Genomic DNA, 13,799 nt, shown 5'->3' with positions numbered 1-13,799 from the left:
CCACACGACACGCCTTCGCGAATCCCTGCGGGAAATCGCTTCAGGGTAGCCACCTCGCAAAACAGCTTCGACCAACGCCGCCCCCACTACTGGCATGGCAACATTGAGCAACCGGCCGGCAAACGCCGCATCAATCCAATTTGCAGTGTTACCGAACAACTCGCTTTGCGACAACGGCAGCAAAGTGATCGTCTCCATTCGACCAGCCAAAGAATCCGCTGCGGTAGGCAATGCCATCAAATTGGCCGATCCAGTCAGTAAGAACCGACCAGGACGCCTATCTTCATCAATACTCTTCTTGATGGCCAGCAAGAGTTGGGGCGCGCGCTGGATTTCATCAATGATAGCTCGATCCAGGCTTCGAACCATCCCGACCGGATCTGCCCTGGCGGATAATAGCGTCAACTCATCATCCAGCGTGAGATAGCGCATTCCTTGCGTTGCCATCTGCCGCACCAAGGTTGTTTTACCTGCCTGGCGCGGACCTGCAACCAGAACAACGGGCGTGTCGGCCAGCGCTTCTACGATACGCGCTTTAATCAGGCGCGAGTATAAAATGGTTGATTTCATGAGGACATCATAGCGTAAAATATGGAATCTATCAACGTAAATTACGGAATATAGACCACGATATTATGGAATATGGCTGGCCAGAAGCGACGGGAATGATAATATTGTTGGCTTTATGCCGTTGTGCAAAAGTCTCCAGTCCCTACAATTTCTATTGCCGAAAATACCTCACTTACAGCTCCGCCCTCTCAGTTACGTTAACTGAAGGGCTATAACATATCGAATAATTTGGTAATTATTACTAAAATCATGCCCTACTGTCAATGGATTAGTGCGTTTTTTATTATACCGGTAATTAATTTTTCTGAAAATGCCAATAGATTAATTTGGAATACATGGTCAATTTATATCGCAACTTTTTGTTCAGGCCTAAAGTCAAAACTACAATAATAAAGTTGGAAAATCCGTTAGCCAATAATCGCAAAAAAATTGTGCCGGTGGCTAAATAGTAATAAAGAGGGTTGTGCCATTTTTTTAAAAATTGATAACGTGAGCGGTAAAACTCGATTCGTGAGTTTATATTGTGCCCGATACTTTGTCCCTGCAAGTGATAGATAAAAGCATCGGGCACCTGATAAATTTTCCAGCCTTTAAGGCGCATTGTGTAAGCCAGATCGGTTTCTTCAAAAAAGAAAAAGTAGCGTTCGTCAATAACGCCTGCTTCATCCAAAGCTTTTTTCCTGATCATCATGCAGGCGCCGATCGCCGAATCCACTTCAACAGGGGATGTATGTTTGTATCTTTTACTGGGATACCAGCGTGGGAAAAGATATTCCAGAAGCGAAACGTTAGTAGAAAGCGTAAGCAAATTGGGAAATGATGCAATGGAATTTTGTTTGGTGCCATCGGCATTCAATAGCTGTCCGCACACAATTGCGGCCTTGTCATTTGCCTCACAGAAATTCCATAATTTGTTTACCGCATCAGGAGTCAATACAGCATCCGTATTCAACAAAAGGGCGTATTCTCCTTTCATTGCTGCCAGCGCCTGATTATTCGCCGCACCGAATCCTTTATTTTCTTGATTGACTATTCTGATGACTGAAGTAAATTCCCTCTCCAACATCTCGGTAGAACCATCGGAGGAGGCGTTATCAACGACGATGACCTCAAAAGTCAGATCATGTATAGTTTGATATATTGAGCTAAGACAATTTTTCAGGAGATCTTTTGTATTCCAGTTGACAATAATTATTGATATATCAATCTTATTAGCCGGATTGTTACCATAGCGTTCATTCATTTCCTATCTACCGCCACGGTTTATTTTTGTGAGTTCGCTCAATTTAGCGTATTTGAAAAATTTATTAACTGCATCGGTCACTGCAAGAGTAAGCCCCTGTCTGCCATCCAGCATACCCAACCTTAAAAAATAATCCTGATTAAAGGTGAAAAACGCTCGCATAAAAGCTGAAAATACCGAGGAATGCTTCCCATCTTTAAAAGCTTCCTGAGCTCCCAGTGTTGAATATTTATCAATTTTTTGAATGATCTTGCTTAAACTGCTTTCTGTATAATGTTCAATGGGAACATCCAACACCCCGATCATCCCCTGAACTTCCACAGATTCGTGAACCATTGCCGTGGTTATTCGGCCTGCTTCTTTGCGGAATAGACGGACAATTCGATCCGGCCACCAGCCGGCATGTTTTATCCAGCGTCCCTGAAAATAGTTTTTCCGGGGGAAACTGAACCCTGCGTCCTTTACATTAGAGTCAGTGACAATTTTTTTTATAATATTCGCCGTGTCAGGGGGAATACGTTCGTCGGCATCCAGGACTAAAATCCAGGGTTGGCTGCATTTATCAATAGCTGATTGTTTCTGCGGGCCGAAACCGCGCCACGCTTCAGAATAAATCTCGCAACCAAACTCAGCGGCAATTTCCAGCGTGTTATCGGTGCTACCGGAGTCAACAATAACAATCTGGCCTGCAAAAGAGATGCTTTGCAGACATTGACGGATATTTTCTTTTTCGTTTTTTGTAATTATGGCAACGGAAAGCAAAATTTTCTCCAAAATAATATCCCTAAAAGATCTCCCTTGCTTATCACCTGGCCAAGCTATATTTAAAAGTTTTGATTTATTAAAAACATTTCGTTTTACCTATCATTTCTTGCTTTACAAATCTATAATTTATTTAGTTATTTGTCATTCATGAACTTATTATTTTTTAATCTTCTTCTTGTTTTCACAGAGAACATTGCGGGAGTAAACACATAATGATGCTTCTAACCAGTAAACAATTGTCAATTTAGAACATGCTTTTTTTATATTTCTATGTTAAAAATGCGCAAATTTTAAAAATTATCTTTGGAATTTATGCATAAAATAGCAGTAGTTATACCTAAATATGGTTTGATGGGCGGAGCCGAACAATTCGCATCTGAATTGACAGGCAGGCTTGTTTCTGCAACAGCTTTTGATTTTCATGTTTTCGCCAGCCGCTGGCAGGAAGGATCTGTTCCGGTGACTTTTCATAAAACACCTGTTATTTCTTTTCCTAAATTTCTAACCACACCCGGGTTTGCCTACCTTGCCGGATACAAAATTGGTCGTAACAATTTTTCTCTCGTTCACAGCCATGATAGAATTTTCGCATCTGACATTTTTACGATGCACGGAGTTCCTCACCGTTATTGGGTGCATAATGTTCGACGAAAACGGATGAGTCTTTTCGATTCAGCAACGGCCTGGGTGGAAAGAAAACTGGTTTATGAAGGCAACTGCCAGAAGTTTGTCGCCGTTTCCAAACTGACCAGAGATATATTCTTAAACGAATATGAAATCGACTCTGATAAGGTTGTTGTTATTAACCCCGGCGTGGATTTAAATGATTACGGGAAACAAAATATAAATTCTGTTCGCAACTCGATACGCGGGGAATTCGGAATCGGCATTAAAGATACGGTAATTTTATTTGTCTCAATGAATTTTGAAATTAAAGGCCTTGACGATGTCTTATTCTCTCTTGCCAAATTAAAGGCTCAGAATAAAAACTTTAAGCTTGTTATTGCGGGCAAGGGAAATATAAAAAAATACACAAAATTGATCAGGGATATGGGAATGATTTCCGATGTAATTTTCACAGGGCCTGTAAGCAAAGAAAAATTGATCAACATGTATACGGCCGGAGATATTTATATTATGCTCTCAAAATTTGACACATTTGGCATGGTTGTCCTGGAAGCTATGGCAGCCGGCCTGCCTGTTGTCATCAGTGGTAATGTCGGCGCCAGAGATATTGTTAGAGAAGGTGTAAACGGATTTGTTGTTGAAGATACAAATGACTCTGATTACATCGCGGCAAAAATAGTTTCGCTTCTTGACGAAAGCACTCGCAAAAAGATGTCCGCCGCCGCAATTCAAACTGCTTGCCAAAATACATGGGATTCTGTGGCTGCAAAATATCGAAACATTTATTCAGGAATAATTGAAAGAAAAATAAAGATGTGATTTAAAGATAGCCAGAATAAAGCATAACATCATGGAGAAATTAAAAAGATTCATCGCAAATTATTTTGAAGACGCGTTAAGCCCGGCAAGCAATGTCTCTCAGCGGTTTTTTATGCTTTTGAATTTGTTGCTTCCAGTTTTCACGGGACTTTATTTATTTATAAACACACTGCCCCTCACGGCGGTTAGCGAAATTTTATTCTATCTTTCCCTTGGTATTTTACTTTTTTTAATTCTTTTAAAAAAGACAGATTTTACTTTGCGTGGGCCGCTGACAATTCCATTTGCCATGTTTCTGATATGGTCAATCATAGGTTTATTCTTTACGCTCGATCCTAAAAACTCCATTCACGATATCTATGCTCATTTATTGCAATATCTTATTATTTTCTATCTGCTGGTCAATTATTTCCATACCCGGAAGAGATTGGAAATGCTGTCGTGGATTATGATTTTGTCTATAGCGTTTTTTTCTATTGGAGCAATCATTGGCTATTACTTTATCGATGGATATCCATTTAGCGCTCGGTTGGGGATAGGATTCCGAGTTATGTACACGGGCACAATGGTCATAATTACAGTCGCTTTCATACCACTGATGCTGAATAAACTATATCAATCAAAAACGCGTGCTGTTAAGCTTTTTCTTATTTTTTGCGCTTTGATAACAACATTGGCAACTTTGCTGAGTCAGTCCAGAGCAGCATTGATAGGCCTTATCACCGCGCTTTTGATCATGAGTGTGAACAAAAAGAAAACCATCGTTTTTATTATAATCGCTCTCTTTTTCGCGACAGCTATACCGAGTATAAGAGACAGGGTCAGCCGTCTGGGGTTCCAGGACGTCCGCAGTAATATAAACCGCCTCTTTTTTGAAGTTTTTAAAGACTATCCTGTTACAGGAGTGGGCTTTGGCATACAAATATACGGCAACCCGAACCTTATTGATTTAAAAAAATATAATCAGAAATTACCTGAAGAATATCAGCTTTCGCCAAATTGGATTTTTAACTGTCCCCACAATGCTTATCTCGACATTGCAGTTCGGACAGGTATCGTCGGGTTGATGCTGTTTTTGTCCATTCTGCTTGTCGCTTTGTTAATGCTCTGGCAAATTTGGAGAAAATCGCAAGACAGCCGATGGCGGGCATGGGCTGTCTGTCTTCTGGCCTGCCTGGTATCAATAATTGTTCAGATACCTTTTAATGATTTATACTACCCTTCATGGATCAGTCTCTACACGATTCTGGCAATGATCACTATTGTCTGGGGTCTAGCAGGAAAAAATCAGGCAGTGAATCAGGAAACACGAAGCACTTCCTGACAGCCGCACAATTTTTAAATCCTGAAAGCCGGCCGGACTTTACTCAGTTTATGAAACATATTTACTCAGCTTCACTTTGCTCATCAACCAGACACACAGACAGGTAAGAACAAAGATAGCGGACAACAGCAAAAGTCCTTCACTTGCCGATGGGGCCGGTAAAACTTTGTATTGTTTATTAAATAGCGCGTAGGAAACATTGACGGCAGCAAGAGCGTATGGATGAAGTGCGAAAATTCCCATCGAGTATTTGGACAGCAATCTTATCGGAGTATTTGTTTTTGACCATCCTGAAATGAAAATTGTCGTTAAAGATAAAGTGCCTAAAAGGACAGACATTCTTCCATAGGCCGAAGTCATTCCATTAAAATATACCCATTCACCAAAAACGCTAAGAATAAATCCGACAAAAAATAAAACACGATACTGAATGAATTTGTCCCGATAATGATATAAATAATAGGAAAGTGGAATGTAAACATAATAACCTTTCATGGAACGGGTATCTATGCCGATACCATTCGCTGACGTGTATACAAAATAAAGACAAGAGGAGGCGACAATGGCAAAAGCCAAAGCTATCCTGATTTTTCCGGGAAGCTTGAAAAACAAAAATGTCAGCAATGTGCAAAAAATTAAAATATAGAGAAAATAGAAAATAGAAGGCATGGGCGGCATAAAAGCTCCCAGAGGAAGGTCAGGACCACCGCTCCGGAAAATAGTTTTCAAAGGCAGGGGCAGGCCGCCTCCCAAAAGCAAATAGAGAATAAATTGGATCCCAACCCAAAATACATAAACCTGAATTAATCTCGGCAGTCGTTTCTTCCAGTAATCTTCGGTTTCAGATAACTTACCGACAAAAAGATACAGAGAAATCAGAATAAACGAAGGAACTGCCAGAAGAGATATATTCCGGTAAAAAAATTCGAGAACTTGCTTACCCAGAAGTGCGGCAGTGTAATTATCAGGCAGCATGGATGGCGTAACAGGTTGACAATGCCAAATCACCACCAACACAATGCAAAGAGCTTTAAGGATATCTATCCCTGCATTTCTTGCCGGATTAGTCATAGATTCCTTTCCCGGAGGAAAAAATATTCATTACGGAACTCTTTCAAAGGCTCTGCCCGAGAAAAAGCGTCCGGGTAACTTTAAAGCGTTTAAGAAAGAGTAACGTCAACGCCAGCGAACATACAATCGCTATCGCGGCAGAAGACAGACACTGCCATACCCGGTCGCCAAATTTGAATATAAAATAACCATGGCAAACGTAAATATCCAAAGTCAATGTACCAACCCAGCACAAAAACAAATAAAAGCGCGTGTTCCGTATACGCTCCAAAAGAAAAGACAAGAACATCATGCCAAGGAAAGCCACTACGTATTTATATATGGATATTATTAAGCGTGCAAATCCTGTTTCGCCGAAAATATTAACCAGTACGGGATAAAATGTCGGGAACGCATTCCTCTTCCATCCCAATATAAGAATGGGAAAACCGATAACGGCAGCGAAATAAAATAAATTACGTTTTTCTTTCAACACATCATAATACTTGAAGGCAAAATAACCTGCCGCGTAATAAGGATAATAGAGCCTGAATTCAGATAAGCCGAAGAGATCGGTAGACGCTAACCTGGCCAAAATAATTGATGCGATAACAAAATAATTTTCCCAGCGTATCCAGTTTTTAATCTGGACCAGTTTGAGAACTGAAAAGAGCAGAATACTTTCCAGGAACAGTACCCACAAAAACCACAATCCTGTATCCGGTGCTTTGGCCACACTGAGAAGATACGCAGGCAGATTAGCGCCGAGATAAAACCGGTAAACGACGTAGCTTACGGTAGCCCAGACAAAGAAAGGTACGATTAATCTAAGCAAATATTTCTTAAAATAGGCTAAAAATGTATTTTTCAGTTGAGATGAAATTATAAAACCGCTCAGCAGCATAAAAAGAGGCATTTGAACGGGAAAAAGAAAATTATGCAAAGCGTTGTTGTCGTAATTCGGATTGTTATGCTGGATGGAATGAATTATCACGACACAAATAATTGCCATACCTTTCAGCGCGTCGACATGAAGATTACGCCCTGATGACGTCATTTGATCTATTTTGAAGAAAGACTTTATTTTATCGACAGCATTCATAAGATCCCTTTTTCAAAGTCATAGCAACCACCTGCTTACGCTTTTATCATAAACTTTATCTAAATGGGGCTGTAATATATTTCAGCGATTTCGTTTTACCAGGTTAAACGGAATATCCTGGTGAGCACCTTTATTCACGAATCCGTATAATTTCCTGTAATCCATTTGAAATCCTTTAGTCCATTGATCGAGCAAATAGTCCTGGTGAATATTACCGCAGATATTATCATTTTCCGTTTGCACTCTGTTGCAGGCAACATTAACTGTTTTCGATTTACGGTAGCCGATACCTAAACGATGCTGAAAAAGCCAGTTAAATCTCTGCAGATTACTTTCGTAAGAGTTCGGCGCCCGAAAATCAATGAATTCCGTAATTATCGTGATTTCTCTTGCTGAAAATAAATGACCATCAAGCGAAAGGGGATATCCCCAGTCATATATACCTTGATCCCATTGCCAAGCTATCTTGTCGGGTTCCGTAAGCTGATGTTGGATAAATTGCGGCTGTGGTTGTTGTTTTTGCAGGGGAAAACATTCCATAAGATTCATTCCCATACGTAATGTTGGGATGAATTCATCCGTGCTGATTTTTGCAAAATCGGCAATGTCCGTATCTTCTGTAAAGATGATATCATCCACAAGAAAAAATACCTTTTCTGACCGGAGTGACTTGAGTAACCTGATCACATCTTCCCGAAACGACTGATCACTACTTTGCTTGATGAATTCAGCGTCCCTGTCGCTGAACAATGATTTTAAATCTTCATATGCGTTTTGATGAGCTGCCGATGACGTTTGATATAAAATATAAACCTTAGGAGGAAAATTAATTTTTTCAAAATACGAAGACAATAATGCATGGAGCTGCAACACTCTGTCTTTTGAAAACATAATGCATTCCACTTTGGATTTGATTTTTTCATTTGTCCATGTCCTTCGGGATTCGTACAAGGAAAACAGGACGTCTCTTTCCCATTGTAAATCACGTTCATGGAGAGCCAAATCCAGCGGTTTTAATAAAAAGTTGACTGTTTCCTGAATGAATTTTTTCATAAAATATTTCCTACGGCGGATACTATTTGTATCCTTTTATTTTCCACATCAGTTCATGTCGTAATCTTCCCAAAAAGCGGGGACCGGCGAGATAGAATTCTTTTTCATAGCGACACGCCGCAGCATATCGTTGATTTTCCTTATAAGACAAAGGGCTCTGTATTTTTCCATCGCCGGTTAAAGCTAAATCCAATACACGTGCCCTTTCCCGATAGTTCTGATACCGGTCAAGCTCAGGATAGTGTTTATCCGACGCAGAATCAGAATAAATCACTAAAGGTTCCGGAATATTCCATATTTCACCTAAAGCACCAATTCGAAGCCACAATTCAAAGTCTTCAGCCGGTGATAATGTTTCATTAAACCCTCCCGACCGGCTCAAGGCAACCCGCCGAACAAGAGAGGACGACAGAATGATATAATTCTGTTGAACAAACCGTTCATACGGGATGTAACCGAAGAACGTTCTTTTTTGAAAATAGAGCGGCGTGGTAATATCGTTCAGTTCATCTCCGGGTTTTACTTTGTAAGCATTGCATCCTAACAACACGCAATCAGGATGGCTCTGCATAAAATTTACTTGACGTTCAAGTTTTTCCGGAAGCCAGAGATCATCATCGTCAAGAAATGCAATCAGTTCAGATCTGCCTTGATAAATCGCCCTGTTTCTCGGACAGGCTGGCCGTCCCGTGTGGTCGCCCGGAAAATAAATAAATCGCTCGTCTTTCATAAAAGGCGAAATCGCTTCCAGTGTCTCTGACGTCTTTCCGTCTTCAGCAATCCAGCATCGCCAATCCTGGTAGGTTTGTGACTGAACGCTCTGCAAAGTGTTCGGCAGAATCCTTGCCCGATTATAAGTCGCAATAACAATGTCTACAGTCATTAATTTTTTATAATTTCAAATAACTTATTAATTTTATAGATGTTTACTACCAAAGATCATTGTCCATGTCAAGGGGAATTAAACGTCGGGAAGACATGAAACAGCCTTTAATAAGGTTGACTTCTTTATATCTTCATAAAGTCAGAAATTGATTTCTTGTGAAAATTACAGAGGTTTTTCGATACGGCTTTCTATAACTTGCAAACTGTCCGAGATCATTATATAAGACTCATCGTTAATCACTGAATAACCCGATCATTCCTTTAAAGAATAACGGGGATGGCTGGATAATACTAATTTCCATACAAGTTAACATATGCTTTTCAATTCCTATACTTTTATTCTTATTTTTCTTCCGCTCGTTGCGGCGGGTTACTTTCTGATATACAGATATTTATCTGCTCAATGGGCGCGTCTTTTCCTGTTAACAGCATCACTGTGTTTTATCTGTTTCTGGAATATTTATTTCTCGCTGGTGATAATTTGTTCCGTCTTATTCAACTACAGCTTCGGGTCCGCGCTCTCGTCATCGATAGAAAAAGGTGGTAAGCGCAAAAAACAGATTTTTGTTGCTGCAATTGTTGTCAATATTCTTTTCTTAGGTTTTTTTAAATATTTTAATTTCTTTATCGAAAACATCAATACCATTTTCTCGTCTCATGTCGGCTCACTGCACATTCTCCTTCCCATAGGAGTCAGTTTCTATACGTTTATGCAAATTGCCTGGTTAATGGATATTTATCGCCACGGTGGATATCGTTACGACTTCCTCAGTTATTGCCTTTATGTAACATTTTTCCCTTATGTAGTATCCGGCCCGATCGCTTACCATAAAGAGGTAATTCCTCAGATACAGTCAGAAGCCGCAGGCCATTTCAATATCGCTAACGTAAGCAGAGGGCTTTTCATCTTTTCTATCGGCTTATTCAAAAAAGCTGCCATAGCTGATGCTCTGGCAATTGTAACCAACGGCGGATTTGATGTGGCGACTACGCTAACCTTTACTGAAGCATGGATTACGGCTCTCTCTTTTACTATGCAAATATACTTTGATTTCAGCGGGTATACGGACATGGCGATCGGTGCCGCACTCATATTCAACGTCAAGTTGCCGATAAATTTTAATTCACCATACAAGGCTCTTAATATCGTGGACTTCTGGCACCGCTGGCATATTACGCTGTCGAGATTTCTACGTGATTATTTATACATTCCGTTGGGCGGAAGCAAAAAAGGTGAAGCACGTACAAACTTTAATATCATGTTCACTTTCCTTATCTGCGGATTTTGGCACGGCGCATCATGGCTTTATATGTTCTGGGGCTTTACGCACGGAGCAGTTTCAATTTTTTACCGCTATTGGAGAAAATTGGGAATCCGGATGCCCAAGTTTCTGGCCTGGTTTCTTTTCTTTAACTTTTTTAACGTCTCCGCTATTTTTTTTCGGGCGACTACATGGAAGGATGCTTTTAAAGTTCTGAAGGGCATGATGGGCTTAAATGGCATTTTAATCTCTTCTAAACTGGCCGACAGTCCCTTCTGGCAGAGTTTCACCACCCTGGGTATCAAATTCGGCGCGTGGCGGGAAAATCTGCCGGAAATGGATGCATACAATTATTTTTTATGTGTCGCGTTAATCTTTTTTGTTGTGCTTGCCAAAAATTCCAACGAATTGTTGCGCAATTTCTCACCCGGTTGGAAATCCGCGCTGGCAGTGAGTTTGATGATGGTGGCCGGACTTCTTTTGTTAAACCAATCCAACACATTTTTATATTTTAATTTCTGAGCGATAAAAATTCATGAAATATTCGAAATGGTTTTTTACAACATTAATACTGATTTTCTCATTCTCTCTCATTGCTGTCTGTGTCAATTTATACATAGATCATTACGCAGTTCGCATGATTCTGTATAGTTCAAACAGGTCACTATATCCGGCAGAATATCCGGATGGTGTCAATCAGCATATGTTTAACACGGAGTTCATTTTCCGCGATCCCGATAGATTTGACTCTTTCTTTTTCGGTACGTCCCGAATTTGGGTTATGGATGTGTCGAAAATCACTCAGGGCCGATTCTTCAATATGTCTTACAGCGAAGGATTGCCTGCCGAACATCTGGCTATTGTAAAGGCTTTTCTCCATAAGGGCATCAAAATCAAATCTGTTGTAGTCGGACTGGACGGCTTTTGTTTCAATAAGTTAGCATCAGAACATGAAAAACATCTGATGAGAATTATGCATCCGGATGCGGGTGGACCAAACCGTTTGAAATTGTTCGGCATATATTTCTTCCGCAAGCCTGATTTGAACGAACTCAAAGGATGGATGGATAGGGTGAGAAAGATAAAACCGGAACGCAGATTTACCATTGACAGTCAAGGTATGCTGCTGAGGTGGCAATATGCTGACAAAAAGATTGAATCTTCAGGCAAACCGCTTTTTAGTTACACTCTCAAAAAATATGAACCGATAGTCTATAAACAAAAAGCAATGGACGAAAGTTTCTCTGCTATAGAGGAATTAATTGCGCTGTCCGGAAAGCATCACTTTGCGCTTACTTTTTATATATCACCTGCCTACTATCAGCATTATTTGAATAACGCTGAATCATTACTGAAGGTCAAAAAAAGACTGGCAGCATTAACAGATTTTTATGATTTCAGTGGTTTTAACTCTGTTACGACCGATCCTATGAACTTTTATGAAGAAGTTCATTTCCGCTATCGTGTTGGTGATATGATAATTAAACGATTATTCGGCGCGGGTACCATTGAACTACCAGATGATTTCGGAGTACTTGTAACGAAGCAAAACATCGATCAGCACCTGCAAAGTCAAAAACTTGAACTCGAACATTTGACTATCAAATTTCAAGACAAGTTTACAGCTCCTTAGTGAGATATAAAATCAGGCAAAAAGAATTTCATAGATCATACTTGAATTTGTATTTCAATAATTTGGGCCATCATCAACAAGATAATTTTAAATATTGATTATGGATGATTTTTATTCTATGCATAACCATTACGAAAAAAGAGGTTTTTCATGGTTTCAAAATGGAGAATAATTCCCGATTTATTCCAAAAAAATAGAAATTTTTTTGATATCACAAAGTATGGTCAAGAACAGTATCAGGATATTATTATAAATAACGTCGTAGTTAAAAAAGCAAGTGGTAACCGTCGTGATAATCAATTGCGATATCAGATAATTAAAAAAGTTTTAGACCGTTATCAGCGTCCTTTTGCGATGTTGGACATCGGTGCCAGTCAGGGTTACTATTCATTTAGGACAGCGCATGACTATGACTGTGTCTGCGTTATGATTGAGGGGAATAATCCGGCGTATCCGAAAGTTGGAAGTCAGTTGCTCAACCTTTGTAAAGCCAACACATCTCTCAAGAACGTGATCCTGCTTAACAAACAGATCTTTCCGCAAGATTTGAAAAGACTTAGCGAATGTGAATCTTTTGACGTTGTGCTGGCCTTAAATATCATTCATTGGTTTGGGGCGAACTGGAAAGACGTCACCGATGCGATTTTAAATATGGGTGATAACATTATTATTGAAACGCCACCCCAGGAAGATATAATCAGCAAAGAAGAAAATGTCTTCAGGAAAACAATTGAAGAATACTTTCTGTCCAGAAACGCCTGTATTATAGGCGAAGTTCCACGCCACACCTCTGACAAAATGGCTGCCATATATCTAATCGAAGGAGAGAAAAAGAAAACAGAAAGAAAGCAATGGCTTACTCCTAAAACGAGCCTTGATCATCTGACTATTTCCAGCAATTACAAGACCAAAACACTCATAAAAAAACTGCAACACGACTCTGGTTTACAGGTTAACGAATGGCATCCCGGCATTAATTTAATGACTTTCTTGATGTATAATGGAACATATCCGGAAAGAAAGCAGATTAAATTAGCGATTACAGAAATTATTGATCAAACACATAATGATTGGACTGTAAATAATATGATCCTGCAAGGAAATAAAATACGGCTTATTGACTGGAATGATCCATCACATGGCCCGGACGGAGGCAGGAGGAGCACACCTCATGTGCTAAAGGCACACAAGCGCCTTATTGGATTGAAGGACCCGAAAAAGGTAGAGCGTTACTTTTATAAACGTCTTATTAAAACATGATGGCCATATACCCTTTATAAATAATGCATTATACATAAGCCAACAGTTTTGCCTGCCCTATATTTTGATAATGATTCTCTTTAACCCAAGTTTAACCCCATTCCGGACACAACTACAGTGATATCGGGCGGTTGAAGTTGAGTGCCCAGATTTATGGTCACTACATCTTTACATCTCAACCTTTGTTCGTTTCAGGGGAGTACTGG

The 13,799-nt window shown here is 39.9% G+C and carries 12 protein-coding genes; 5 read left to right on the top strand and 7 right to left on the bottom strand.

Translation table 11 applies throughout. From position 1 onward, the window contains the following. The 3 genes from PHV30_09920 to PHV30_09910 all read right to left on the bottom strand — a co-directional run. Positions 1–570: AAA family ATPase (locus PHV30_09920; GenBank protein ID MDD5457333.1), on the bottom strand; the 570-nt coding region annotated here is incomplete at its 3' end. Positions 571–865: 295 nt separating this feature from the next. Next, a complete protein-coding gene (locus PHV30_09915; protein MDD5457332.1) occupies positions 866–1,813 on the bottom strand; it encodes a glycosyltransferase family 2 protein in 948 nt (315 codons plus the stop codon). Between the two features lie 3 nt (positions 1,814–1,816). Next, positions 1,817–2,587, bottom strand: coding sequence for a glycosyltransferase family 2 protein (locus tag PHV30_09910; protein ID MDD5457331.1), 771 nt, complete (start codon positions 2,585–2,587; stop codon positions 1,817–1,819). Positions 2,588–2,890: 303 nt separating this feature from the next. On the opposite strand from PHV30_09910, the gene PHV30_09905 reads away from it, so the two are divergent. Both PHV30_09905 and PHV30_09900 read left to right on the top strand, forming a co-directional pair. Further along, the gene (locus tag PHV30_09905) at positions 2,891–4,024 is read left to right on the top strand and encodes a glycosyltransferase family 4 protein (protein MDD5457330.1); all 1,134 of its coding nucleotides are present in this window, start codon (positions 2,891–2,893) and stop codon (positions 4,022–4,024) included. A gap of 31 nt (positions 4,025–4,055) precedes the next feature. Beyond that, positions 4,056–5,348, top strand: a complete 1,293-nt coding sequence (locus PHV30_09900) for an O-antigen ligase family protein (GenBank protein MDD5457329.1) — start codon at positions 4,056–4,058, stop codon at positions 5,346–5,348. Positions 5,349–5,396: 48 nt separating this feature from the next. Here PHV30_09900 and PHV30_09895 read toward each other — a convergent pair whose 3' ends face one another. The 4 genes from PHV30_09895 to PHV30_09880 all read right to left on the bottom strand — a co-directional run bounded on the left by PHV30_09895 (position 5,397) and on the right by PHV30_09880 (position 9,436). Then, positions 5,397–6,419: an acyltransferase gene (locus PHV30_09895; GenBank protein MDD5457328.1), complete on the bottom strand. Its 1,023-nt coding sequence runs from the start codon at positions 6,417–6,419 to the stop codon at positions 5,397–5,399. Positions 6,420–6,462: 43 nt separating this feature from the next. Beyond that, positions 6,463–7,500, bottom strand: coding sequence for an acyltransferase family protein (locus PHV30_09890; protein MDD5457327.1), 1,038 nt, complete (start codon positions 7,498–7,500; stop codon positions 6,463–6,465). Between the two features lie 81 nt (positions 7,501–7,581). Beyond that, the gene (locus PHV30_09885; protein ID MDD5457326.1) at positions 7,582–8,553 is read right to left on the bottom strand and encodes a hypothetical protein; all 972 of its coding nucleotides are present in this window, start codon (positions 8,551–8,553) and stop codon (positions 7,582–7,584) included. Positions 8,554–8,575: 22 nt separating this feature from the next. Next, positions 8,576–9,436, bottom strand: a complete 861-nt coding sequence (locus tag PHV30_09880; protein MDD5457325.1) for a glycosyltransferase — start codon at positions 9,434–9,436, stop codon at positions 8,576–8,578. Between the two features lie 316 nt (positions 9,437–9,752). Here PHV30_09880 and PHV30_09875 point away from each other — a divergent pair, with 316 nt between their 5' ends. From PHV30_09875 to PHV30_09865, 3 genes are all read left to right on the top strand, one after another. Beyond that, positions 9,753–11,222, top strand: a complete 1,470-nt coding sequence (locus PHV30_09875) for an MBOAT family protein (GenBank protein ID MDD5457324.1) — start codon at positions 9,753–9,755, stop codon at positions 11,220–11,222. A gap of 115 nt (positions 11,223–11,337) precedes the next feature. After that, the gene (locus PHV30_09870; GenBank protein MDD5457323.1) at positions 11,338–12,333 is read left to right on the top strand and encodes a hypothetical protein; all 996 of its coding nucleotides are present in this window, start codon (positions 11,338–11,340) and stop codon (positions 12,331–12,333) included. A 150-nt stretch (positions 12,334–12,483) separates the two neighbouring features. Next, positions 12,484–13,593 carry a hypothetical protein gene (locus PHV30_09865; protein ID MDD5457322.1) on the top strand — a complete coding sequence of 370 codons (1,110 nt, stop codon included), beginning with the start codon at positions 12,484–12,486 and terminating at the stop codon, positions 13,591–13,593. Positions 13,594–13,799: the final 206 nt, after the last annotated feature.

Source organism: Candidatus Margulisiibacteriota bacterium (assembly GCA_028715625.1).
Classification (GTDB): Bacteria; Margulisbacteria; Riflemargulisbacteria; order GWF2-35-9; family GWF2-35-9; genus JAQURL01.
The sequence above is the reverse complement of the archived record's forward strand: the minus strand, read 5'-3'. Positions and strand labels throughout refer to the sequence as shown.